At 66.1% G+C, this 22,999-nt stretch carries 22 protein-coding genes; 16 read left to right on the top strand and 6 right to left on the bottom strand.

Annotated features, from left to right (window positions below):
* Window positions 1-330 precede the first annotated feature (330 nt).
* From ACQP2D_RS25370 to ACQP2D_RS25320, 11 genes are all read left to right on the top strand, one after another.
* Window positions 331-2,061: a serine/threonine-protein kinase gene (locus tag ACQP2D_RS25370; RefSeq protein WP_433678412.1), complete on the top strand. Its 1,731-nt coding sequence runs from the start codon at window positions 331-333 to the stop codon at window positions 2,059-2,061.
* Between the two features lie 20 nt (window positions 2,062-2,081).
* Window positions 2,082-2,753, top strand: a complete 672-nt coding sequence (locus ACQP2D_RS25365) for an HAD family hydrolase (protein WP_433678411.1) — start codon at window positions 2,082-2,084, stop codon at window positions 2,751-2,753.
* A gap of 196 nt (window positions 2,754-2,949) precedes the next feature.
* Window positions 2,950-3,813, top strand: a complete 864-nt coding sequence (locus ACQP2D_RS25360) for a HalD/BesD family halogenase (protein ID WP_433678410.1) — start codon at window positions 2,950-2,952, stop codon at window positions 3,811-3,813.
* 10 nt (window positions 3,814-3,823) lie between these two features.
* Window positions 3,824-4,660, top strand: coding sequence for a class I SAM-dependent methyltransferase (locus tag ACQP2D_RS25355; protein ID WP_433678409.1), 837 nt, complete (start codon window positions 3,824-3,826; stop codon window positions 4,658-4,660).
* Complete coding sequence (locus tag ACQP2D_RS25350) at window positions 4,657-6,468, top strand: choline/carnitine O-acyltransferase (RefSeq protein WP_433678408.1); 1,812 nt, start codon at window positions 4,657-4,659, stop codon at window positions 6,466-6,468. The genes ACQP2D_RS25355 and ACQP2D_RS25350 overlap by 4 nt, the downstream gene beginning before the upstream one ends.
* Before the next feature lie 193 nt (window positions 6,469-6,661).
* Window positions 6,662-7,987 carry an RNA-guided endonuclease InsQ/TnpB family protein gene (locus tag ACQP2D_RS25345; RefSeq protein ID WP_433678407.1) on the top strand — a complete coding sequence of 442 codons (1,326 nt, stop codon included), beginning with the start codon at window positions 6,662-6,664 and terminating at the stop codon, window positions 7,985-7,987.
* 161 nt (window positions 7,988-8,148) lie between these two features.
* On the top strand, window positions 8,149-8,430 hold the full coding sequence (locus ACQP2D_RS25340) for a phosphoribosyl-ATP diphosphatase (RefSeq protein ID WP_354960458.1): 282 nt from the start codon (window positions 8,149-8,151) through the stop codon (window positions 8,428-8,430).
* 43 nt (window positions 8,431-8,473) lie between these two features.
* Complete coding sequence (gene hisG / locus ACQP2D_RS25335) at window positions 8,474-9,325, top strand: ATP phosphoribosyltransferase (RefSeq protein WP_433678406.1); 852 nt, start codon at window positions 8,474-8,476, stop codon at window positions 9,323-9,325.
* A 146-nt stretch (window positions 9,326-9,471) separates the two neighbouring features.
* Window positions 9,472-9,606: a hypothetical protein gene (locus ACQP2D_RS25330; RefSeq protein ID WP_355178901.1), complete on the top strand. Its 135-nt coding sequence runs from the start codon at window positions 9,472-9,474 to the stop codon at window positions 9,604-9,606.
* Window positions 9,606-10,838, top strand: a complete 1,233-nt coding sequence (locus tag ACQP2D_RS25325; protein WP_433678405.1) for a YeiH family protein — start codon at window positions 9,606-9,608, stop codon at window positions 10,836-10,838. Before ACQP2D_RS25330 ends, ACQP2D_RS25325 begins: the two co-directional genes overlap by 1 nt.
* Before the next feature lie 210 nt (window positions 10,839-11,048).
* On the top strand, window positions 11,049-11,198 hold the full coding sequence (locus ACQP2D_RS25320; RefSeq protein WP_433678404.1) for a hypothetical protein: 150 nt from the start codon (window positions 11,049-11,051) through the stop codon (window positions 11,196-11,198).
* 13 nt (window positions 11,199-11,211) lie between these two features.
* Here ACQP2D_RS25320 and ACQP2D_RS25315 read toward each other — a convergent pair whose 3' ends face one another.
* Complete coding sequence (locus ACQP2D_RS25315; RefSeq protein WP_433678403.1) at window positions 11,212-12,111, bottom strand: RecB family exonuclease; 900 nt, start codon at window positions 12,109-12,111, stop codon at window positions 11,212-11,214.
* A gap of 76 nt (window positions 12,112-12,187) precedes the next feature.
* Between ACQP2D_RS25315 and ACQP2D_RS25310 the strand changes: the two genes are divergently transcribed.
* Window positions 12,188-13,021 carry a tRNA (adenine-N1)-methyltransferase gene (locus tag ACQP2D_RS25310; RefSeq protein ID WP_433678402.1) on the top strand — a complete coding sequence of 278 codons (834 nt, stop codon included), beginning with the start codon at window positions 12,188-12,190 and terminating at the stop codon, window positions 13,019-13,021.
* On the opposite strand, the gene ACQP2D_RS25305 is transcribed toward ACQP2D_RS25310, so the two are convergent.
* On the bottom strand, window positions 13,018-13,512 hold the full coding sequence (locus ACQP2D_RS25305) for a hypothetical protein (RefSeq protein WP_433678401.1): 495 nt from the start codon (window positions 13,510-13,512) through the stop codon (window positions 13,018-13,020). The genes ACQP2D_RS25310 and ACQP2D_RS25305 overlap by 4 nt on opposite strands.
* Window positions 13,513-13,718: 206 nt before the next feature.
* Between ACQP2D_RS25305 and arc the strand changes: the two genes are divergently transcribed.
* From arc to ACQP2D_RS25285, 4 genes are all read left to right on the top strand, one after another.
* Window positions 13,719-15,479, top strand: a complete 1,761-nt coding sequence (arc, locus tag ACQP2D_RS25300; protein ID WP_433678400.1) for a proteasome ATPase — start codon at window positions 13,719-13,721, stop codon at window positions 15,477-15,479.
* Window positions 15,480-15,670: 191 nt separating this feature from the next.
* Window positions 15,671-16,303 carry a TetR/AcrR family transcriptional regulator gene (locus ACQP2D_RS25295; RefSeq protein ID WP_433678399.1) on the top strand — a complete coding sequence of 211 codons (633 nt, stop codon included), beginning with the start codon at window positions 15,671-15,673 and terminating at the stop codon, window positions 16,301-16,303.
* Complete coding sequence (locus ACQP2D_RS25290; RefSeq protein ID WP_433678398.1) at window positions 16,300-17,820, top strand: ArnT family glycosyltransferase; 1,521 nt, start codon at window positions 16,300-16,302, stop codon at window positions 17,818-17,820. Before ACQP2D_RS25295 ends, ACQP2D_RS25290 begins: the two co-directional genes overlap by 4 nt.
* A 113-nt stretch (window positions 17,821-17,933) precedes the next feature.
* Window positions 17,934-18,371 (top strand): VOC family protein, encoded by a 438-nt coding sequence (locus tag ACQP2D_RS25285; RefSeq protein WP_433678397.1) that lies wholly within the window; start codon window positions 17,934-17,936, stop codon window positions 18,369-18,371.
* A gap of 1 nt (window position 18,372) precedes the next feature.
* Here the strand turns inward: ACQP2D_RS25285 and ACQP2D_RS25280 are convergent, their stop codons facing one another.
* The 4 genes from ACQP2D_RS25280 to ACQP2D_RS25265 all read right to left on the bottom strand — a co-directional run bounded on the left by ACQP2D_RS25280 (window position 18,373) and on the right by ACQP2D_RS25265 (window position 22,536).
* Window positions 18,373-19,344: a DUF2332 domain-containing protein gene (locus ACQP2D_RS25280; protein ID WP_433678396.1), complete on the bottom strand. Its 972-nt coding sequence runs from the start codon at window positions 19,342-19,344 to the stop codon at window positions 18,373-18,375.
* 55 nt (window positions 19,345-19,399) lie between these two features.
* Entirely contained in the window at window positions 19,400-20,563 is a 1,164-nt protein-coding gene (locus ACQP2D_RS25275; RefSeq protein ID WP_433678395.1) for a lipase family protein, read from the bottom strand.
* Window positions 20,564-20,738: 175 nt separating this feature from the next.
* Window positions 20,739-21,611 carry an LLM class F420-dependent oxidoreductase gene (locus ACQP2D_RS25270; RefSeq protein WP_433678394.1) on the bottom strand — a complete coding sequence of 291 codons (873 nt, stop codon included), beginning with the start codon at window positions 21,609-21,611 and terminating at the stop codon, window positions 20,739-20,741.
* Window positions 21,612-21,807: 196 nt separating this feature from the next.
* Complete coding sequence (locus ACQP2D_RS25265) at window positions 21,808-22,536, bottom strand: peptidylprolyl isomerase (protein WP_433678393.1); 729 nt, start codon at window positions 22,534-22,536, stop codon at window positions 21,808-21,810.
* Window positions 22,537-22,999: the final 463 nt, after the last annotated feature.

The following is a 22,999-nucleotide window of genomic DNA, read 5'->3' as shown; positions in this document are numbered from 1 at the left end:
GTGTGATTCTCACCGCATCCAACTCCGCTCGCTCGACGCGTTCAGGGCCTTGATTACCTCGTGATATGCGGGATCAATCGCGGTGGAAAGGGGGCGCGACGCGACACGAGGGCCAGCGACGCGCGGGCGGGCCCCGGCGGCCGCACCCTCCTGACCTGGGGTATCGGCTTCGGGTGCGCGTGGCGGTGGATGGATGTCGGTTGGGTATGACAAAGTCGGAACTGTTGGTACTGCATCCGGGGCAGTCGGCGGATGCGAGCGTCTTGCTGCAATTCGGGTGCAATGTACTTCGGCGCGTAGCATTTTCGACGATTTCCGCTTACGCGCGGAGTGCGAGATGGCTCGGCGGGCAAGCAGGAGGGGTTCAACACCATGACGGCGGACCGGTTGATCGCTGGACGGTATCGGCTGACGGATCCGATCGGCACGGGTGCCATGGGTGTCGTGTGGCGGGCCACCGACGTTCGGCTGCGCCGCACGGTCGCGGTGAAGCAGTTGCTGCTCGGGCCGGGGCTGTCCCGGACGCAGGCGATGGAGGCCAAACTGCGCGCCATGCGCGAGGGACGCATCGCCGCGCGACTACACCACCCCAATGCGATCACCGTCTTCGATGTCGCCGAGGAGGACGGCCAGCCCTGGCTGGTCATGGAGTACATGGACGCGCCGAGTCTGGCCGCGAAGCTGTCGGGCAAGCGCACACTCGCGCCGACCGAGGTGGCACGCATCGGCGCCCAGGCCGCTGGCGCGCTGGCCGCCGCACACGCGGCGGGCATCATGCACCGTGACGTGAAACCGGCGAATCTGCTCGTCGGCGACGACGGCACGGTGAAGATCACCGACTTCGGCATCTCCCGCGCCGTCGGCGATGTGACGGTCACCGCGACCGGATTCCTGGCCGGCACCCCGGCCTACCTCGCGCCGGAGGTGGCGCGCGGCGAGAATCCGGAACCCGCCTCGGATGTTTTCGCACTCGGCTGCACGCTGTACGCGGCAGTCGAGGGCAGTCCACCCTTCGGCGATGGGGACAACGCGCTCGCCGTGCTGCACGCGGCGGCGCGGGCGCAGGTGCCGCCGCCGCGGCACGCCGGGGAACTCGGTCCGGTGCTGATGCGATTGCTGTCCGCCTCGATCGACGCCAGGCCCAATATGCGCGAGGCGAAGGAGGCGCTGGAAGCCGTCGCGGCGGGCCGCGCCCCGGCATTGGTGAGCACGCCGGCGACGACGAAGGTCATGCCAGCGCCGGGCGCGGCGGCGACCGACGCCGACGCGGGCGCGACGACGGTACTCAACAAGCCGGGCACCGGCCCGACGGCCGCGGCCGCAGAGGCGGTCGCCGCCACACCGTCCGGCCCCGCCGCGCCGGCGGTCACCGTCGCACCGCCGCCCGCACCGCCGAGGTCCGGTAGCACCGTGCCCGGCGGTGGCGGCGGCGAGGAACAGAGTCGCGGCAGGCTGATCGCGGTGGCGGCGGCAGCGGCCGTCGCGGTGCTCGTCCTGGTCGCGGTGATCATGTCGTCGCTGAAGAACGACGATCAGGGCGGGACCGCGGTCGGCTCCTCGACGTCAGCGCCCGCGGTGAACAATCCGGAGACCGGCCCACAGTCGCCGATCGGGAACCAACCGGGTCAGCCCGAGCAGCAGGCCCCGGCGACCACCGCGGCGCCGAGCACAACGGCCCAGCCGACACCGACGTCGTCGGCCAAGCCGTCGACCACCTTGCCGCCGACGACCGTCACCACCACCCCGTTCGGCCCGGCCACCCCGGACCGGATCTCCCAATTCATCTACGGCTATTACGGGATCCTGCCCGGCAATGTGCAGGGCGCGTGGTCCGAGCTCACGCCCACCTATCAGGCCCAGACCGGCGGCTTCGGGTCCTATTCGCAGTTCTGGTCCACCGTTCGCTCGGTGAGTGTGGGCGCCGTCACACCGAACGGTGAGAACCGGGCGGTTGTCTCGCTTACCTATAACCTGAAGAACGGCTCGACCACATCGGAGAACCGGTGGATCCAGGTCTCGTCGGATAACGGGCGATTGCTGATCGCCGCTTCGGGTTTGTAGAGGTTGAGGAGACGAATCGGGTGACGGCGCGACTTGCCGGTGTGCTGTGGGATATGGACGGCACACTGCTCGATTCGGAGAAGCTGTGGGATATCGCGGTGCGGGAGCTGGCGCGTGCGCACGGCCACGAGATGAGCGATGACCTGCGGCATGCGCTGATCGGCGCATCGGGGCCGAACGCACTGCGGCTGATCTTCGACGGCCTCGGCATCGATCCGACACTGGAGACGGTGCGCGCCGCGGGCGAATTCATCGAGCGGCGGGTGACCGAGTTGATGGCGGGCCCGATTCCATGGCGTCCCGGTGCGAAGGATGCGCTGTCGATGGTGCGCACCGCGCGGCTGGCGACCGCCCTGGTCACCAATACCAAACGGTCGCTTACTGAATTCGGGCTGGATACCCTCGGCCGTGACTTCTTCGATGTATCGGTCTGCGGTGATGAGGTCGAGCACGGCAAGCCCGCGCCCGAGATCTATCTGCGCGCCGCCGAACTCCTCGGCGTGCACCCGCGAGACTGTGTGGCACTGGAGGATTCGCCGACCGGCGCGGCCGCGGCTACCGCGGCGGGCTGTGCGGTGATCGTGATCCCGTGTGAGATAGCGGTTTCGGATGCGCCGGGACGGGTATTCCGTGATTCGTTGGTGGGGTTGACCATCGATGATCTGGAAGATGCTCTGCGCGTTCGAGGTTGAACCGCGCACCGGGCCGTATTGGGGCCGATCATGATCGCTCCGGCTCGCTGTTGTGCGCCGACACTCCCGACCTCGGCATAGCGAGAGTTACTGTGCCGCAACGTAAGTGCGCGCTGATGGTAGATGTGACTCTAGTCACCGGCAACTTTATCGAATCCCCGGGCGTGTCGTCGGCCGCTGCACCAAAATTTACGCCATGGCAGCGACGAGTGTCCTGGACCAGATCGTTGATACGGCACGGTATCCGCTGGCGGATCCCAACGGCGAAGCTTGGCGAGCGGCCGTCGCGCACGCTCGCGCCGAACTCGCCGACGGCGGCTGCACGGTGCTGCGTGAGTTCATCCGCCCGGAGCTGATCGAGACCCTGCGCGCCGAGGGCGAGGCGATGGCCCCGGACGCGCACTATCAGGTCGAGCGGGTCAACGCCTACAACATTCCGCTGGATACCGAACTGCCGGAAGACCATCCGGGGCGCATCGTGCTCGAACGCGGCAATGCGTTCGTCCCGCGTGACCGCATTCCGGTCGGCGCGCTGATCCACCGGCTCTACACCAGTGAGCTGTTCCAACGCTTCGTCGCGGACTGTTTCGGGCTGGCCGAACTGCACGAATTCGCCGATCCACTGGCCGGACTGTGTCTGAATGTGGTGGCGCCGGGCATGTCGCATCCCTGGCATTTCGACACCAACGAATTCACCGTGAGCATGTTGACCCAGCCCGCCGAGACCGGCGGCGTCTTCGAATACTGCCCTGATATCCGTTCACCCCACGCCGAGCAGTTCGACGATGTGCGTGACGTGCTCACCGGATCCGGTGCGCGACTCGTCCGGCGCCTCGAACTGCGACCCGGCGACCTGCAATTGTTCCAGGGCCGCTTCTCACTGCACCGCGTTTCACCGGTCGAGGGCGGCACTTCACGGCATTCGGCGATCTTCGCCTATACCGATCGGCCCGGTGTCATCGGCACCGTGGAACGCACCCGCCAGCTGTTCGGGCGGGTGCTGCCCGATCATCTAGCCGCCGCGGCCGACGCCGTCCGTGGCGATCGGTTGCTCGACTGAGAGGGACGACATGCCAGTGCCGTTGCACACGACCGGGAAAGCTTCCTTCGACGACATCTATGACCGTCCCGATCCGCGCGAGTACTACGCCCGGATGTCCGAATTGGATTACCGCATACCGGAACTGGCGAAACCGTTCTTCCAGCAACAGATTCGGGAGTACCGCGCCTCCGCGCGTGTGGACGCCCCGACCGTGCTCGACATCGGTTGCTCCTATGGCGTCAACGCGGCCCTGCTGCGCTTCGACACCACCATCAGTGATCTGGCGGCGCATTACCGCACAGCCGAGGATGCCGACCAGGCCGCGCTCATCGCCCGCGACCGCGCGCGTCTCGACGACCTCGACCAACTCCCCGGCGTCCGCTTCATCGGCATGGACGCCGCCCGCCCCGCGCTGTCCTATGCACACGCCGCCGGATTCCTGCACGACACGGTGCACGCCGATCTGGAGGCCGCGGACCCGACCGATGAGCAACGCCGTACGCTGGCGGCCGCGGATATCGTCATCTCGACCGGTTGTGTCGGATATGTCACCGAGAAGACGCTGGCGCGTGTCGCACTCGCGCACCCGCGTCGACGGCCATGGATGGCACACTTCGTATTACGCATGTTCAGTTTCGAGCCGATCGCCGCGGAACTGGCCGCGCTCGGTTACCGCACCGAGCGAGCCCCCGGGGTGTTCGAACAACGTAGATTTGCCTCCGACAGTGAACGCACACAGGTGCTGAATACCTTGGCCACCAACGGTATCGACACCGATGGCCAGGAAAGCACAGGCTGGCTGCTGGCCAACCTGTACATCTCGCGACCGCTCCCGAAATACGCCGACCCCGAGGACTCGCATTGACCGAACGCACCTTCGCCGCCGAGGACCACCTGCCCAGGGTGCCCCTGCCGACGCTGGAGGACAGCTGCGAGCGGTTGCTGCAGTGGTGTGCTCCACTGCTGACCGCCGACGAATTCACCACTACCGAGGCCGCGGTAGCCGACCTGCTGCGCGCCGACGGACCCGGCCGGAAGCTGCACGCGGCACTGGCCGAATACGATGCCACCCCCGGCGTCGGCAGCTGGCTGGATCTGTTCTGGCCATCCCGCTACCTGGGCCGTCGTGATCGCATCGCGCTCAACGCCAACTTCTTCTTCCTCTTCCGCGATGACACCCCACTGGCCGGCTCCACCGGCGCGTCGCAGGTGGAGCGCGCGGCCGGGATCATCGCGGCCGCGGTCGACTACAAGTTGGCCCTCGATGTCGAGGCGATCGCGCCGGTCACCCAGCGCGGCCAGCAGCTATCGATGTGGCAGAACAAATACCTGTTCTCCGAGACCCGGATTCCGGGGGAGACGCAGGATTCCGTGCGGGTGCCCTACAGCGACGAGTGGCCCGGTCCCTCGGATGCCCGGCATATCGTGGTGTTCTTCCGCGGCAGCATGTTCCGGATGGATGTGATCGGCCCGGACGGTGCGCCGTATTCGCTCGACGATCTCGCCGACGGGCTGCGCGCGGTGCTCAAGGCCGGTGCGCGCTCGGCCCGCACCGATACCGCGGTCGGACATCTGACCACCAAGGCGCGGGCCGAATGGGCCGCCAGTAGACAGGTATTGCGCGCCGAACCGGCCAACCTAGCCGCGCTGGACACCATCGAGACGGCGCTGTTCTGTCTGTGTCTGGAGGACTTCACCCCGCGCGATGAGCTGCAGGCATGTGACCAGCTGCTGCACGGCGACAGTGCCAACCGCTGGTTCGACAAGGCGGTATCGTTCATCGTCTTCGGGGACGGACAGGCGGGCATCAATGTCGAGCACTGCGGGCTCGACGGCACCACCATCCTGTCCTTCGTGGACACCCTGTTGCAGACCCCCGCCAACGAACACGCCACCCGGTCCGGTGCGCAGCCGCAGGGCTTGCCCGCGGTCGAACAGATCGAATTCGTCCTCGATGCGTCCCAGCGTGCCGATATCGCCGCGGCGGGCGCGGCATTCGCCCATTACGCGGCCGAGAATGCCACCACGACAGTATCTTTCGATTTCGGCACGACGCGGGTCAAGCAGCTCGGCATCTCACCGGACGCGTTCGCCCAGCTGAGTTATCAATTGGCGCACCGGCGCAGCAAGGGGCTGACCGGAGCCACCTACGAGTCCATCGCCACCAGGCAGTACCGCAACGGCCGCACCGAGGCCATGCGCGTGGTGACACCGGAGATGGTGGCCTTCGTCGACACGATGCAGGATCCGGCGGCCGCCGATGCCGACCGGCTCCGCGCCGCGCTCAGCGCCGCGGGCGCACACATCGACCGCGCCAAACAATGCCAGGCCGGTGACGCGCCCGAACAGCATCTGTGGGAACTGGAGTGGATCCAGCGCCGCCGCGGTGCCGAACTCGGGCTCACCGAGCCGATCCCGCTGTACACCAGCCCCGGCTGGACGATCATGCGCGACGACTACCTGAGCACCAGCTCGGCACCGTCGGTCAATATCCGCTACTTCGGTTTCGGCTCGACCAGCCCGAAATGCATCGGCATCGCCTACGTGCTGCTTCCGGACCGGTGGAACCTCTACCTGGCCACGCCGAAGGCGGTCGCCAACGAGATGTACGCCTTCGCCGACCACCTGCGCACCGCCGTCGCCGACCTGGAGGCCCTGCTCGCCGGAGCCTGACCCGCCGTACCGCATCCCCGCCGTCCCGGGCCGACGGGGATGCCTGGCGTTGAGGGCCGGAGCAACGGCCCCGCACACAGGTCTGAGAGGACATGTGGGAACTCAGTTGTGCTGCTCAGGTGTTCAGGGTCGTCGTCACTGCGACGACCGATAGCAACCGTTTATTGTCGGTGGCCGGTGGGATGCTGTGGCGGTGGCGCGGTTTACGAGTTTCCGATTCTGCCTCGACCCGACCGTCGAGCAGGAGACGATGCTGGGCCGCCATGCTGGCGCGGCCCGGTTCGCGTTCAACCACTGCCTGGCGATGACGAAGGCAGCGTTGGGTGAGCGTCGCCGTGACCCCGCTGTGCGGGTGCCGTGGACCGGGTTCGATCACATCAACGGGTTCAACACATGGAAGAAGACCGAGCAGGCCGGACGCACGTTCGCAGTCGATTCGTCGGGGACGGCATCGCTGGCAGCGGTCGGACTCGGTTGGCGAAACCAGGTGTGCCAGCAGGTGTTCGAAGAAGCCGCCGTCGACCTCGGGCGAGGGTTGGTGGCGTGGCGGGACTCACGGATCGGTAAGCGGTCCGGTCTCCGTGTCGGGTTCCCGAAGTTCAAAGCGAAATCCTCGACGGCCCCGTCGTTTCGGCTGCGGAACAAGCACTCCCAGCGCGGGCGGGCGTTGATCCGGGTCGGTGACGACCACCCGCGGTCGGTGACTCTGCCGGTGATCGGCACGGTGCGGGTGCGGGAGGACACGCGCCGATTGCGGCGGATGATCGCCGTCGGCCGCGCGAAGATCCTGTCGGCGACGGTGTCGTATCGGGGAGGCCGGTGGATGATCAGCCTTGCCACCGAGGCCGCCGACTTGCACCCCGCCCATCAGCATCCAGTGCATAACGGGGGTGACCACGGCGGCTGGGTGGGGGTAGATCGGGGCCTGTCGGCGTTCCTGGTGGCAGCCAGCAGCGACGGTGTCGAGGTCGACCGCATCACCGATCAACCGAAACCACTGGCGGCGGGGTTGCATAGACAACGCCGTCTCGCACGGTCGCTCACCCGCAAACAGAAGGGAAGCCGCAACCGGCGCAAGGCCGTTGTCAGGTTGGCGCGTCATCATCACCGGATCCGCAATACTCGCGCGCATTTTCTGCATCAGGTGTCGAACCGGCTGGTCAAGACCCACGACCGGCTGGTTATCGAGGATCTGAATATCGCGGGGATGCTCCGCAATCGACGTCTGGCTCGCGCGATCGGTGACGCCGGGTGGGGCGAGTTCGCCCGCCAACTCCGCTACAAACAGGGCTGGCGCGGCGGAGAAGTGCTCACCGTCGACCGCTGGTTCCCGTCGAGCCAGCTATGTTCACGTTGCGGAGCCCGCACGGTCGGCTTGACACTGGCCGATCGCATCTTCACCTGCGGCTGTGGGGCACAACTCGATCGTGATCTCAATGCCGCGGTCAACCTCGCTACTCGGGGCGAGCAACTGGATCTGTGCCCGAGTCCGGGAGCCCGAAGCACGAGCCCCGGTTGACAACGCCCGCCGACGGGACGGCTCTGACACACACCCACCCGGATGTGTGAAACCAGCCCGGACGACGCGGGAACCGGTGACCACTCCAATAGGGTCTGGGCACCGGACGTCCGAGAAGGACGGCGTCGATGACTTCCCCCGAGGAGTTTCTCAGACGCGCTGTGAAACAATGGCTCATCGTGAAGAACTTCGAAACCCTGTTCGCCGAGCTGCAAGATCGTGCGGTCACCCGCCCCGAGGGATCCGGGACCGTGGCGGCATTGGACGCGGGCGTGCATTTCCAGGGTAAGAAGGTGCTCGAGGAGGCCGGGGAGATCTGGCTGGCCGCCGAGCACGAGGGCGACGAAGCGCTCGCCGAGGAGATCTCGCAACTGCTCTACTGGGTCCAGGTGCTGATGGTGGGCCGCGGGCTGAAGCTGGAAGACGTGTACCGACATCTGTGACGGCGCGTCGATCCGTAGTTTTTCTTCCCGAAAGGACTCAACCATGCTGCGCGTCGCAGTCCCCAATAAAGGCGCACTCTCCGAATCGGCCACATCGATCCTGGCCGAGGCCGGTTATCGCAAGCGCACCGATGCCCGTGATCTGACCGTTCTCGATCCGGCCAACCAGGTCGAATTCTTCTTCCTGCGGCCCAAGGACATCGCCATCTATGTCGGCTCCGGTGAGCTCGATCTCGGCATCACCGGCCGCGATCTGGCGCTGGATTCCGGTGCGCCGGTACAGGAACGGCTCGCGCTCGGTTTCGGCCGCTCCACCTTCCGCTACGCCGCGCCGGCCGGGCGCGAATGGAAGGTCGAGGATCTCTACGACAAGCGCATCGCCACCTCCTATCCGAACCTGGTGCTCGGCGACCTGCAGCGGCGGGGCATCGAGGCCGAGGTGATCCGCCTCGACGGTGCCGTCGAGATCTCCATCCAGCTCGGGGTCGCCGATGCCATTGCCGATGTGGTCGGTTCGGGCCGCACCCTGCGCCAGCACAACCTGGTCGCCTTCGGCGAGACGCTGTGCGATTCGGAGGGTGTTCTCATCGAGCGCACCGGCTCGGACCAGCAGGAACGGGTCCGCAACCAGCTCATCGCGCGCATCCAGGGCGTCGTCTTCGGCCAGCAGTACATCATGCTGGACTACGACTGCCCGAAGGAGCTGCTGGACGAGGCGGTCAAGATCACGCCCGGCCTCGAATCGCCGACGGTCTCCCCGCTGGCCGATCCGGGCTGGGTCGCCATTCGCGCGATGGTGCCGCGCAAACAGGGCAATGAGGTGATGGACCGGCTCGCCGAACTCGGCGCGAAGGCGATCCTGGCCTTCGATATTCGGTCCTGCCGCGCCTTCTGACACGATTCGAGCGACTCGGCCCCGTCGGTCGGCGGGGCCGAGTCCTTTTGCGCGAGTGATCGATTCACTGCGATTGCAACCGGTGTGCTGACCTGCCGTTGATTGGTACGTTGCGGCCTCGATGAGGAAATGCAAGGAGTACCACCGTGTCACAGACACCGCCCGCCGAACGTTCGGGCAGCACATTCGCGTGGAATGAGGACTGGCTGGCGGCAATCGTCGGCCTGGTCCTCATTGCCCTGGTCCTGATCGGCGCGATCCCGGATTGGCTGGTGCCGTGATGTCGGAGACCGAAGCCGAGACCGAGACCGACGCCGTGAGCGTTGCGGCCGAGCCCGACAACACCGCACCGGAGACGGACCCCACCGCGTCCAGCCCGGTGGCCGATGAGCAGGACCCTGTCCGGTCCGAAACCTCTGCACTGCAAGCGATTTCGCGCCCAACCGTGGCGCAGATCGCGGCCGGGGTCGCGGTCGTCATCCTGCTCGGCGCACTGACCCGCTACTTCGACACCCACGTGCCGCGCTGGGCGGTCGACACCCCCTTCAAACGGGTGGCCAAGTCGATCGAATTCCCGGTCTACGCCATCGCCATCGGTCTGATCGGCAATGTCGTACTCACGAAACTCGATCTGCGGGAGCGCCTTTCCGCCGGTTTCCGCACCGAGTTCTTCATCAAGACCGGTGTCGTGCTACTCGGCGCATCGATCAACCTGAAGATTCTGGTCACCGCCGCCGGACCGTCGATCGTGCAGGCATTGCTGCTGATCACCGCGGTATTCGGCTTCACCTGGTGGCTGGGCGGCCGCCTCGGCCTCGACGATAAGCTGCGCGCCCTGCTGGCCTCGGCTGTCTCGATCTGCGGTGTCAGCGCCGCGATCGCGGCCGCGGGTGCGGTGCAGGCCAAGCGTGAGCAGATCGCGTACGCGGCATCACTGGTGATCATCTTCGCGTTGCCGTCGATCTTCGTATTGCCCTGGCTCGCCGATGTCTTCGGCCTTTCCGACGCGGTCGCCGGTGCCTGGATCGGCGGCAATATCGACACCACCGCGGCCGTCGCGGCCTCGGGTGCGATCGCGGGGGAGAAGGCGCTGCAGATCGCCACCATCGTCAAGACCACGCAGAACGCCCTGATCGGCATTGTCGCGATCGCGCTGACCGCCTACTTCACGCTCCGGGTCGAACGCACCCCCGGCGCGGCCCGGCCCTCGGCGCGTCAGTTCTGGGAGCGGTTTCCGAAGTTCGTGCTCGGCTTCGTCGCGGCGTCCGTGATCGGCACCCTCTACCTGCAGTCGGCGGATAAGAAGTCCGGTGCGGCGCATATCGCGATCGTCAACGATCTGCGCACCTGGTTTCTGATTTTCGCCTTCGTCTCGATCGGCCTGGAATTCTCCGTGCGCGGGCTGCGGGAGGCGGGCTGGCGCCCGGTGGTGGTCTTCGGCTCCGCGGCCGTGGTGAATCTGGCCATCGGATTGGGTCTGTCGGTGCTGTTGTTCCACAACTTCACCGCGTAGATCCGCGGCGGTAACCCGTCGTTCCGATGCTCGCCGGTCGCCCCGACGAGCATCACTGCGGCGTGCCTTGGTGCGCGGTGTGCATTTAGTTCGAGCCGATCCCACGAAAACTTAATGATTCGCCGTCAACACTGGGGGCGTGTTAGGCGAAAACAATAGTGGAACACCTCGGACGGCCCGATCCGGGGACGAAACACAGGGGAGGACGCTGTGAAACCGAGTATCCAGCCGGTCGGCTCGTGGTGGCGGATTCGCAATGCGCTCATTGTGATCGGCGATGTGGTCGGGGTGCTCGTCCTGATCGCCGTGATCGCCGTACTCGGTTCGCACGGCTTCGATCTGGGTCGGTTCACCGGCTGAGCGCGGATTCCGCTCAGTCGGAGACCGCGTCGGCGAAGGTTTCATCCGGCGATTCCCCGGTGCCGCCATCGGGCCAGCCCGGATAGGCCGGTGGCGTGCCGCCGAATTCGGGGCACAGATTCCGGTAGCTGCAAAAGCCGCACAGCCAGCTGGTGCTCGGCTGGAAGTCACCGGTGCGGCCCGCCGCCAGAATGGCCTGCCACAGCGCCGAGAGCGTGCGTTCGAAGCGCAGCAGTTCATCCTCGTCGGGGGCGTAGGTGAGGATCTGCTCGTCGGCCAGGTAGATCAGCCGCAGTTGGGCGGGCAGGATGCCGCGGGTGCGCAGCACCACCAGTGCGTAGAACTTCAGCTGGAACAGCGCCTTGGTCTCCTGGGCGACTCCGGGCGCGCGGCCGGTCTTGTAGTCCACGACGCGCAGCTCACCGGTCGGCGCGACATCGATCCGATCGACGAACCCACGCAACAGCACACCGTCGTCGAGTTCGACCTCCACCCGCGACTCACACGACTCCGGGTCGAACCGGGTCGGATCCTCCAGCCGGTAGTACGTCTCCACGAGGGCGCGCACCTCGTCGAGAAATTCGGCCGGACCGTCCTGCGCGACCAACTCGGCGATCTCGGGCCGATCGTCCAGCACCCGGGCCCAGGCGGGTTCGACGAGGGCGGCCGCGCGTGCGGGCAGTCGGTGCGCGGCGGGCAGTCCGTAAAGATCTTCCAGGACCGCGTGCACCACCGTGCCCCGCACCGCGATCCGCGTCGGCGGTTCCGGAATCCGATCGATCGCACGGAACCGGTACTTCAACGGGCACTGCTTGAAATCCATTGCCCGAGAAGGAGACAGCGCCGGGCGTTGGCGATCGGGTGCTGGCTCCCGCGCGGTGTCGGCAGGGGGCGTGGATACCGGCGATTGCATACCTGGCAGGCTATCCGGCGGCACCGACACGCCGGTGCCGTACGGCTAGACCGCACCGACCAGCGAACGGAGATACATGACGGCCAGACGGACCGGGCCATTCACCATCGGGGACCGGGTACAGCTGACCGATGCCAAGGGGCGCCTCTACACCGTGGTGCTGGAACCCGGTAAGGAGTTCCATACGCATCGCGGCGGTATCAAACACGACAATCTCATCGGCGCCGATGAGGGCAGCGTCGTGCAGTCCACCAATGGCACACCGTATTTGGCCTTGCGTCCGTTGCTGATCGATTACGTGCTGTCGATGCCGCGCGGTGCGGCGGTCATCTACCCCAAGGATGCGGCACAGATCGTGCACGAGGGCGATATGTTCCCCGGCGCGCGGGTGCTCGAGGCCGGTGCGGGTTCCGGTGCGCTGACGTGCTCGCTATTGCGCGCGGTCGGCCCGCAGGGGCAGGTGGTCTCCTACGAGATCCGCGAGGATCACGCCGAGCACGCGATCCGCAATGTCGAGACCTTCTTCGGCGAGCGTCCGGACAACTGGTCGATCACCGTCGCCGATGTCGCCGCCTACGACGGCCCGCCGGTCGATCGGGTGGTCCTGGACATGCTCGCCCCCTGGGATGCGCTGCCCGCGGTGTCCAAGGCGCTGGTTCCCGGCGGCGTTCTGGTGGTCTATGTGGCGACCGTCACACAATTGTCGAAAGTGGTCGAGGCGCTGCGCGAGCAGGAGTGCTGGACCGAGCCGCGATCCTGGGAGTCGATGGTGCGCGGCTGGCATGTGGTCGGCCTTGCGGTGCGGCCCGAACACCGGATGCAGGGCCACACCGCCTTCCTGGTCAGCGCGCGACGGTTGGCCGAGGGTACGGTCACCCCGAAGCCGCAGCGCCGCCCGTCGAAGGGCTAGGCCGGCACGCAGGGTGCCTGGGCGAAGCCGAGCATCAGGCAGCCGCTGGCATCCGACAGCTTCCAGGTGCCGTCGACATATTCCCAGGTCATTGGCATGGCCGGGGCGGTGCCGTGTGGTGAGGTGATGGTCACCTGGGCGGTCGCCGTATTGCCGCTGGCGGTGATATCGGCGACCGCGTAGGTGAGCTTGCCGTAGCTGCCGAGCGCCTGGTTCATCTGGTCGATATTGGCGGTGCGCTTCTCACCGCCGACGATGAGCTCGGTCTTCTCGGCGGTGGATTTGGCCGGGTCGGAAAGGGCATCCAGGACGGCGGTGAGCGCTTCGGCGGTGGGTGCGGCGGCACTGCCGTGATCGCCGTGACCTGCGGGGCTGGTCGTCGCGGCGGCCGAAGTGGTAGCGCTGGCCTTGCCATCGGACTTATCGTCGGAGCCGCAGGCGGTGAGACCGACGGTAGCGGCCATTGCCGCCGCGGCGATAACCATGGACATGCGGAGTGTCCTGGCGGGAAGGAGCATCGTCAGCAACCTTTCGGTTCGGTCGGCGAAGCAGGTCGCCGTGGCCTGGTTAGGGCAGGCTAACATGGTGGTTCCGCCGCCGATCGCGGCCCAGATGTGATCACGACGAAACCATGTCGGAAAGCGAGAACGGTTCGCGCCCGGTAGCGTTGATAGACCGGGACTGGGAGGAGCAGCACATGAGCCCCATCGAGAATTCGGATTCGGCGGCCTGGAGAGAGCTCGAGGCGGTACGCGCCGAAGCGGCTGCACTCCGAAGGCAACTTGCCGATTCGCCGGATCGCGCACGGGAATTGGAAGCCCGCATCGATTCGCTGACCATTCGCAACACCAAGCTGATGGACACCCTCAAGGAAGCGCGGCAGCAGTTGGTCGCGCTACGCGAGGAGGTCGATCGGCTGGGTCAGCCACCGAGCGGGTACGGAATTCTCATCGGCGTGTACGAGGATCAGACGGTCGACGTGTTCACTTCGGGACGCAAGATGCGCCTGACGTGTTCACCCAATATCGACACCTCGACCCTCGAGTACGGCCAGACCGTCCGCCTCAACGAGGCGCTCACGGTCGTCGAGGCCGGAATCTTCGACGCGGTCGGTGAGATCGGCACGTTGCGCGAGATCCTCGACGACGGACGCCGGGCGCTGGTCGTCGGACATGCCGACGAGGAGCGTGTGGTGTGGCTGGCGGGTCCGCTGGCCAAGGTTGCCGAGGTCGACGATCTCGACGATCCCGAGTCGCCGGTGCGCAAACTACGGCCGGGCGATTCGCTGCTGGTCGATACCAAGGCGGGCTTCGCCTTCGAGCGCATCCCCAAGGCCGAGGTCGAGGACCTCGTGCTCGAGGAAGTGCCCGATGTCGACTACGGCGATATCGGTGGTCTCGGCCGCCAGATCGAGCAGATCCGCGATGCGGTGGAATTGCCGTTCCTGCACAAGGATCTGTTCCGCGAGTACGCGCTGCGCCCGCCCAAGGGCGTGCTGCTCTACGGTCCGCCCGGTTGCGGTAAGACGTTGATCGCCAAGGCCGTTGCCAACTCGCTGGCGAAGAAGATCGCCGAGGCGCGCGGTGAGGATGCCAAGGAAGCCAAGTCGTTCTTCCTGAACATCAAGGGCCCCGAGCTGTTGAACAAGTTCGTGGGTGAGACCGAGCGTCACATTCGGATCATCTTCCAGCGGGCCCGCGAGAAGGCGTCCGAAGGTACGCCGGTGATCGTGTTCTTCGATGAGATGGATTCGATCTTCCGCACCCGCGGATCGGGCGTGTCCTCCGATGTGGAGACCACGGTCGTGCCGCAGCTGCTCTCGGAGATCGACGGTGTCGAGGGTCTCGAGAATGTCATTGTGATCGGTGCCTCCAACCGCGAGGACATGATCGACCCCGCGATCCTGCGGCCCGGACGTCTCGATGTGAAGATCAAGATCGAGCGGCCGGACGCGGAATCGGCACAGGACATCTTCTCGAAGTACCTGACCGAGGAACTGCCGCTGCACGCCGACGATCTCGAAGAGTTCGGCGGCGACAAGGGGCTGTGCATCCGCGCGATGATCGAGCGGGTCGTCGACCGGATGTACGCCGAGAGCGAGGACAACCGCTTCCTGGAGGTCACCTACGCCAACGGTGACAAGGAGGTCCTGTACTTCAAGGACTTCAACTCCGGCGCCATGATCCAGAACATCGTGGACCGCTCCAAGAAGTACGCCATCAAGGCGGTACTCGACACCGGCAATCCGGGCCTGCGCATCCAGCATCTCTACGATTCGATCGTGGACGAGTTCTCCGAGAACGAGGACCTGCCCAACACCACGAATCCCGATGACTGGGCTCGCATCTCGGGTAAGAAAGGTGAGCGGATCGTCTACATCCGTACGCTGGTCACCGGCAAGAACGCCAGCGCCAGCCGCGCCATCGACACCGAGTCGAATACGGGTCAGTACCTGTAGGTTTCGAACCGAAGGGCCGCGCTTCCGCTGGGAGCGCGGCCCTTCGGCGTTTCGGGGAGCGATCCCACAACGGGGTGATCGCGAATCGCAGGGGGCCGCTTCAGGTGATTTGTCGGTCATCCTCGCGAGGTAGGTGGGAGTCATTCTCGGGGTTGATGTGGCCTTTCATCCAGGCCGTTTAAAATTTGGCCATGCGGCCAGAAAATGAGACGGTTGGTCAGCGGCGGTCGTTTATCGAGGAGGCGCGGCGGCGGCAGATCATTGCTTCGGCGGTGGAGGTGATCTCCGAGGTGGGGTACGGCAGTGCTTCGCTGGCGCGGATCGCCAAGCATGCCGGGATCTCCAAAGGAGTCATCTCGTATCACTTCGCCGGGAAGGACGAGCTGATGGAGCAGCTGGTGATCCAGCTCTATGTGTCCGCTGGCGAGCACATCGCGCCCGCGGTCATGGCCGCGGAGGGTGCGCGCAGTCAGTTGCTCGCCTATATCGGGTCGAATCTGGAGTTCATCGATGCGAATAAGAAGTACGTCGCGGCGCTGATCGATGTAGTGCTGAATCTGCGTGATGCGGACGGCAAGCCGCGCTTCGCCTCGGCGGAGGGGGAGCAGGAGATCATCCAGCCGCTCGTCGACATCATGCGGGAGGGGCAGCGGCGCGGTGAATTCGGCGAATTCGATCCGCTGGTAATGGCCAAGTCGATTCGCGATGCCATCGACGGCGCGGCCGGGCGGGCCATTCGGGAGAGGGACTTCGATATGACAACCTATTCGGCCCATGTGTGCCGGTTATTCGATGTGGCGACCCGTAAAGGGGGGAAGCGATGACTGATGTGATGGAAAGCGAAGTGCGGCAGCGCGAGAGCGGCGCGGCGGCACCGCCGTTCGCCTGGCTCGGCGTCGGGGCGATCGCGGCGTTAGCGGCGATCATGTTGTTCGCATCGCTGGGGCGGTACGGGTTCTTCGGTGACGAACTGTATTTCCTCTCGGCCGGGCGCAGACTCGCGTTCGGATATGCCGATCAGGGGCCGCTGCTGCCCGCGATCGCCAGGCTGATGGATCTGATCGCGCCGGGATCGCTGGTGGCACTGCGGGTTCCGGCCGCACTGGTGACGGTTGCCGCGGTGCTGATCAGTGCGCAGATCGCGCGGGAGTTCGGTGGGTCGCGGACCGCGCAGGTGTTGACCGCGGTGGCGTATGCGACCTCGCCGTTCCTGCTCGTGCAGGGAACTCAATTGGCCACCAATACGATCGACACCGCGTTGTGGGTACTGATCAGCTGGCTGCTGATCCGGTGGGTGCGCACGCGGCGCGACAGTCTGTTGTTCTGGGCGGCGCTGGTCACCGCGCTGGATATCCAGGTGAAATGGCTGATTCCGTTCTTCTGGGTCGCGGTCGCCATCGGGGTGGCGATCTGTGGTCCGCGGGAGCTGCTGCGGCGACCGGTGCTGTGGGCGGGCGCGGGCCTGGTCGTGCTGGTGACGGTTCCAACGCTGATCTGGCAGATCGAGCACGACTGGCCGCAGCTGCGTTTGGGTGCGGTGGTCGCGGCTGAGCAGTCGACGATCGGCGGCCGGTACACCTGGCTGCCGTTGGCGCTGGCCGCGGCCGGACTATTCGGTGGCGTACTGCTCATCACGGGGATCTGGGCCCTGTTGCGCTGGGAATCACTGCGCCCGTACCGATTCCTCGCGGTGGTGCCGCTGCTGCTGACGGTGGCGTTCATCGCCACCAACGGTCGCCCCTACTATGCGGCCGGATGCTATGCGGCCGTAATGGCGGCGGGCGCGGTGCGCTGGACCGCGAATACGGGACGGCGGCGCAGGTACGTGACCGCTGCGCTCGTCGCGGTTTCGGCGGCGATCGCGGTGTTCTCGATGCCGTGGCAGCCCGAGTCGTCCATCGATCCGGTCGACAGCCAGGCCGAGGCCGGTATCGAAATCGGGTTATACGGCAAGTTCGGATGGCCGGAACTGCGCGAGGCGACCGCCGACGCGTATCTGGCTCTGCCGGAAGCGCAACGGTCCGATGCCGTCGTCATTGCCGATTCCTATTGGCAGGCGAGTGCCTTGGATGTCGATCGGCAGCGCTACGGCCTACCCGCCGTCTACAGCCCCAACCGTGGCTTCGGGTACTTCGGCACGCCACCGGATTCCGCGACCACAGTGCTGTGGGTCGGCAATGCGGAGGACGAAATGCATACTGCCTGTAGCGAATTGACCCCGGTTGGGCGCGTCGACGCGCGCCTGGGCTATCCGGATGTCACCCGCAACGTGACCATCTGGCGCTGTATCCCACGTCAGCCCTGGTCACGGGTCTGGCCGGATATGCTTCGCCTCGACTGAGCGCTGGGCCGAGTGCCGTCCGATTCGTTCAAGACTTCCAGATGTCGCTCGCCTTGACTGAACAGTGGCCGGGGCCATCGCCCCGGTCACGTTCGAGCATCAGGAGGATCGGTATGAAGGCGAATATCAACGCGATCACCTTGGCCGTGAGCGACCTGGAACGGTCCCTGCACTTCTACCGGGACGGCCTCGGCCTGTCCTCACCGGGCATCATCGGCACCGAATTCGTCCGCGACGACCAGCACCCGGGCGGTTCGGTAGCCATGTTCACCCTGGACAACGGCCTGATCCTGTCCCTGTACGCCCGCACCGACCTGGCCATGGACGCCGGAATCCCACCCGAACAGGTCGCGGGTTCCCCGATCAGCCTCGGCCTCTTTCTCGACAGCGGAGAAGACGTCGACCTGATCCTGCACCGAGCCGAACAAGCAGGCGGCACCATCGTTCGCCCACCGCTGACCCGCCCCTGGGGCATTTACGCGGGCTACTTCGCCGACCCGGACGCCCACCTATGGGAAGCGGTCCATTTCTTGAACAACCCACCCGCCTGATCTACGCCCCGAGACCGTCGGCGAACCAGTCCAGCGTCTGACCGTGGGGTCCGGCGAAAGCCACCGGTCTCCCATCGAGAGCCACGACGAACTGACCACCCGTGGCTGGCGGCCACGGGAGTTGGTCGGCGATATTCGGGAGTACGTGAGCGCCCTCGTTGCTGATCCAATGGCACGGCAGGCCGCGTACGGTCTCCTCGAATTTCGCGCGTGCCTCGGCGTCCAGATAGGCCAGCACCGCACTGCCGAAAACAACGGCAGTCGTATCGGGCGGCGCGGCATGTACGAGATCGGTGATCTCCGTGCTGAGATCACCGGCGACCAGCCGCGGCGGATCCTGCCGCGCAATGCCGATGGCCGCGCGCAGTCGTGCCAGTCGCTCGGGTTGTCCTGGCCAGATCAGACATTCGAGCCAGTGCATGGCCTCGGAATCGGTGACATCGAGCGGATTCAGGTCAATTCCCACGCGGTGGACCACCGATGGAAGTTGTTCGGGTACAGGCGGATTGCCAGAGGTCGCGCATGCCAGTACGACTGGCGACGGGCCGTCCGCTGGATCGATCTGCGTGCCGTCATAGCGATAGCTGTATCGATCCGGATACAGGCACAGCCCAGCTGAGGCGCCAACCTCGATCAGTGACAATGGGCCGGGTAGCTGTGCGAGCACCGGCAGCAGTACTGCCGCGCGTCCCGCCTCATTTGTCTGGGTGCGGTGCGCCGCTGCGACCTCGCGGACCGCGTCCCAATGCGCGATGAGCCACCTCTCGAATTCCGCGAACGTCGAATCCGGTACTCCCACATATCGTGTCGCACCGAGTACGAGATTCGGCTGCCGCTTCGGCTCCGGTAGCTGCTCGATCAACGCGAGAAGCTCAGGCGCCTCGGCGATGCCGAGACACCATTGTTCGTATCGGTGCGAGTTGCCTCGTGCTTCGACCTCGGCGAAGCGGCGATAGCATTGCGAGGTATCCAATGTCTATCCGTCCTGTCCGATTCGAATCTGCGGCGGAGGCGCCGAGGGGTCGCGCCTAGGGGAACAGGGTGGTGAGGTAGGGGATCAGTTGGGGCCAGGAGGCTTCGACGATGCCCTGGTGGCCGGTGGGGTAGGTGTGGAATTCGTAGCGGGTTGCGGATGCGGTCAATTCGGTGAGTAGGGCGGCGGTCAAGGGATAGGGGACGGTGGTGTCGTCGAGGCCCTGGGTGATGAGTAGGGGCTGGTGGTATCCGGAGGTTGGGACGGATAGGTAGTGGGACAGGCGATCCGGGAAGTCGCCGGTGAGCAGTGGTTTGGCGAGTATGGAGCCGAGTGGGAGGCCGGTGACCTGGGCGGGCCAATCGGATACGCACAGGGTGGCCAGGCGGTCCATGAGCGCGAGGCCCGCTGGCGTGAAGTAGCTGTCGATATCGGCGGTGGGGTAGGCCAGGCGCATGCCGTCGAGTGCGGCGGCGATATTGGCGGTGACGCGTTCCAGGAGAGGTACTTGGGGTACGTATGGGCCCGCCAAGGGGATGGCGTGCTCCAGGTTGGCGGGTGGTGCGAAGGCCGCGGTGCCGCGGAAGTCGAGTTCGGGGGCGTAGGTCGGGGCGAGGGCGCCGGTGTTCAATGCGGCGTGTCCGCCCTGTGAGACGCCGACGACCGCCCACCTCGTCGACAGGTCGCTATCGGCGGTGCGCGCGGCGCGGACCAGGTCGATGGTCGCGGTGGCTTCGGTGCGCGACTGCAGGTACGGATGTGGGGTCGCGGCGCCGGGATGCAAGCCGATGTAGTCGGGCGCGACCACCGCATAGCCATGGTCGAGTAACCGGTGCAGATGCGAGGCGTCACCCCCGGCCTGTTTGGTGGTGATTCCGCATTGCGGGCCCATGCCGCTGGTGCCGTGGTCCCAGGCGATGATCGGCCACCCGCCGGGCGGCGGTGTGCCATTCGGGGTGAGCAGCAGTCCCGTGGTCGTTGTGGTAGCGCCGGTCGGGCCTTCGGTGACGTACTCGAGTACCGAGACCCGATCGAACCCGCCCCAACCGGGGGTTTGCGCGATCGCGGACACCAGCTCGCCCACCGCACCGTCGGCGTGCGCTACACCCGCGGTCGCCGCGCCCGCTATGCCGAGCACGACGGCGGCCATCCATGCGAGACCGGCGCGAACGCGCACTCGATACGAGACGCCCGGCCTGCTCCGACGGTTCGCGCGCATACCCGCTCCTCTGTTCGGTACAGATGACAGCACCCTATCCACAACCCGCTGCCGCCGTCAGCCCCGCGTGCGTCGGCCGCGTCACATCCTCGACGGCACAGGCCCTTTCGTCATCACACGGAGCCGATCGCGCGCGTGCGGTGTCGAAAAGGCTTGTGCCGTAGCGAGACCGGCGTCAGAGATCGGCGAGCTGGGGGACGGCCGGAGCCATGGCGTCGATCCAGGCGGCCGGTGAGCCGGTGGTCGGGATGATGATGGCGGTGTGAACGCCGAGTTTGGCGTAATCGGCCATTTGCCGGACGAATTCGTCACGAGTGTCCGGATTCGGGCGCGGATTATTGGCCATTATGGTGATGCGGATGTCGTTGTAGTCGCGCCCGACTGCATCGCAATGCCGTCGCAGCACGTCGAGTTTGTGGCCGACCTCCTCGGGAGAGGAGCCGAACAGGTTGCAGGCATCGCCGTACTGCGCGACCAACCGCAGCGTTTTGCGTTCGCCGCTACCGCCGATGAGCACCTTGGGCCGGTTGATCGGCTGCGGCGAGCAGAGCGTCTCGGCCAGCTGGTAGTACTTGCCGTCGAAGGGGCCATTGTTCTGCGGGTCCCACATCTGTCGACAGATCCGCAGCGTCTCCTCCAGCCGGTCGAACCGTTCGGCGATCGGCGGGAACGGCACGCCGAGCCCGTGGTGCTCGCGCTCGAACCAGGCGGCGCCCAACCCCAGTGCCGCGCGACCGCCGGACAGGACATCGAGGGTGGTGACGATCTTGGCGAGCAGACCGGGATGCCGGTAGGTCACGCCGGTGACCAGCAGGCCGAGTTCGATGCGCGAGGTGTGCGCGGCGAGGTAGCCGAGCGTGGTGTAGCCCTCCAGCATGTTCGACTCCGCCGGTAGACCGGTCGGCTCGATCTGGAAGTAGTGGTCCATGAACGACAGCCAGGTCGCACCGGACGCCTCCGCCGCGGCGCCCACCCTGGCCAGCTCACCGGCGATGGCCGTCGTACCGCCGTCGATATCGAATATCGGTAGATGAAAACCGAGTTCCATGAAGTGATCCTCTGGTTCTAAACGACTGTGCGCCTCCAACGCTATGACCTGGAGTGCACTCCAAGTCAAGTAGGCAACCGCAAACCCGTCCTACCCCATCGTCGCTCGCAGCTACGCCTTGTACGAGGTCGCGACCTCGGCAGAACCAGCAGTGGCGGTGCCGCACGAAACGGCACCGCCACCGGGGATGATTCGATCAGCTCTGGGTCGTGGTGACCGAATTCAGGATGACATCGGCGTTCGGACGGCCGTCCTCACTGCCGAGCACGACACCCGCGTTGGCGACCTTCTCCAGGACGTCCATTCCGCCGGTGATCTTGCCGAAGGGGGTGTAGTTCGGCGGCAGCGGCGAGTCCTTGTACACCAGGAAGAACTGGCTGCCGTTGGTGTCGGGTCCGGCATTGGCCATGGCGACGGTGCCGGCGGGGTAGGTGGCGCCGTCGAGGTTCTCGTTCGGGAACTGGTAGCCCGGGCCGCCCATACCGGTGGCGCTGGGGTCACCGCATTGCAGGATGAAGATGCCGCTGGTGGTCATGCGGTGGCACTGGGTGTGATCGAAGTACCGCTGCCCGGCCAGGAATACGAACGAGTTCACCGTGCGCGGGGCGCGGGCGGCATCCAGGGCGATGGTCACCGTGCCGCAGGTTGATTCGAGCTTCGCGGTATAGGTCGCGCCGGTGTTGATCGACAGCGCGGGTTCGGCTTCCCACTGCTTGATCTCGGGCTTGACCATATCCGGGGCCACGCATCCGGCGACCGGCGCGCTGCCCGGATTCGCCGAGACGCCGCCCGCGGCGAAGACCGCGAGGGCGGTGCCGACGGCGAATACGCCGAGGCCCCGTAGCAGGGCGGACCCGACTCGGCGAGGCTGGCGCCTGATGGGCTGGTGGTGGTCGAATTGCCGCGCCTGCACGTCGCTGCTCACCGGTCGAGGTCTCCTTCTGTTAGGTATCGCATCGGGTGATGCTCAGCGGATCATTCCATCCCGAGACCGCGCGCGGTACGAGATGGCGGATTACGACTGTGTGGCAACAGGAATGCGGTCGCATTCCGCCGGGTGAGCGCACTTGGGCCGGGCGGAAAATCAGCGGAAGCGGCTCGAGGTGTCGGTTAGCATGGCTGCGACGGAGGCGCATCTGATCGACCCATGGCTCGGCACGCACTGAATCTCCGGTGATACCGCCTCCACGGGAGGTGTATCGACTTGTCCGGATACGCATTTGGCAGCATCGCGCAGCGATTCGATGAGGGGTGGCGGCCGGGTGGCGGGTGGGCCATCGCCCGTCTGCTCACCGCCGTGGTGTGCGTCGGTGCGTTGGTCGGCGGGTGCACCGCGAGCACGGATACGAAATCGTCGTCGTATACGGGAGCTTGGCCGCCCGACGACG

The organism is Nocardia sp. CA-119907, from assembly GCF_050955995.1.
In the GTDB taxonomy this organism is placed as follows: Bacteria; Actinomycetota; Actinomycetes; order Mycobacteriales; family Mycobacteriaceae; genus Nocardia.
This window is presented reverse-complemented; position numbering and strand designations above follow the sequence as displayed.

What these genes read in the sequence shown, in the direction of transcription:
- ACQP2D_RS25275 (WP_433678395.1), bottom strand. Translation starts at nt 20,563, where the DNA reads ATGCGCGCGAACCGTCGGAGCAGGCCGGGCGTCTCGTATCGAGTGCGC.
- ACQP2D_RS25355 (WP_433678409.1), top strand. Translation starts at nt 3,824, where the DNA reads ATGCCAGTGCCGTTGCACACGACCGGGAAAGCTTCCTTCGACGACATC.
- arc (WP_433678400.1), top strand. Translation starts at nt 13,719, where the DNA reads ATGAGCCCCATCGAGAATTCGGATTCGGCGGCCTGGAGAGAGCTCGAG.
- ACQP2D_RS25270 (WP_433678394.1), bottom strand. Translation starts at nt 21,611, where the DNA reads ATGGAACTCGGTTTTCATCTACCGATATTCGATATCGACGGCGGTACG.
- ACQP2D_RS25305 (WP_433678401.1), bottom strand. Translation starts at nt 13,512, where the DNA reads ATGTCCATGGTTATCGCCGCGGCGGCAATGGCCGCTACCGTCGGTCTC.
- ACQP2D_RS25285 (WP_433678397.1), top strand. Translation starts at nt 17,934, where the DNA reads ATGAAGGCGAATATCAACGCGATCACCTTGGCCGTGAGCGACCTGGAA.
- ACQP2D_RS25295 (WP_433678399.1), top strand. Translation starts at nt 15,671, where the DNA reads ATGCGGCCAGAAAATGAGACGGTTGGTCAGCGGCGGTCGTTTATCGAG.
- ACQP2D_RS25290 (WP_433678398.1), top strand. Translation starts at nt 16,300, where the DNA reads ATGACTGATGTGATGGAAAGCGAAGTGCGGCAGCGCGAGAGCGGCGCG.
- ACQP2D_RS25325 (WP_433678405.1), top strand. Translation starts at nt 9,606, where the DNA reads ATGTCGGAGACCGAAGCCGAGACCGAGACCGACGCCGTGAGCGTTGCG.
- ACQP2D_RS25360 (WP_433678410.1), top strand. Translation starts at nt 2,950, where the DNA reads ATGGCAGCGACGAGTGTCCTGGACCAGATCGTTGATACGGCACGGTAT.
- ACQP2D_RS25315 (WP_433678403.1), bottom strand. Translation starts at nt 12,111, where the DNA reads ATGCAATCGCCGGTATCCACGCCCCCTGCCGACACCGCGCGGGAGCCA.
- hisG (WP_433678406.1), top strand. Translation starts at nt 8,474, where the DNA reads ATGCTGCGCGTCGCAGTCCCCAATAAAGGCGCACTCTCCGAATCGGCC.
- ACQP2D_RS25310 (WP_433678402.1), top strand. Translation starts at nt 12,188, where the DNA reads ATGACGGCCAGACGGACCGGGCCATTCACCATCGGGGACCGGGTACAG.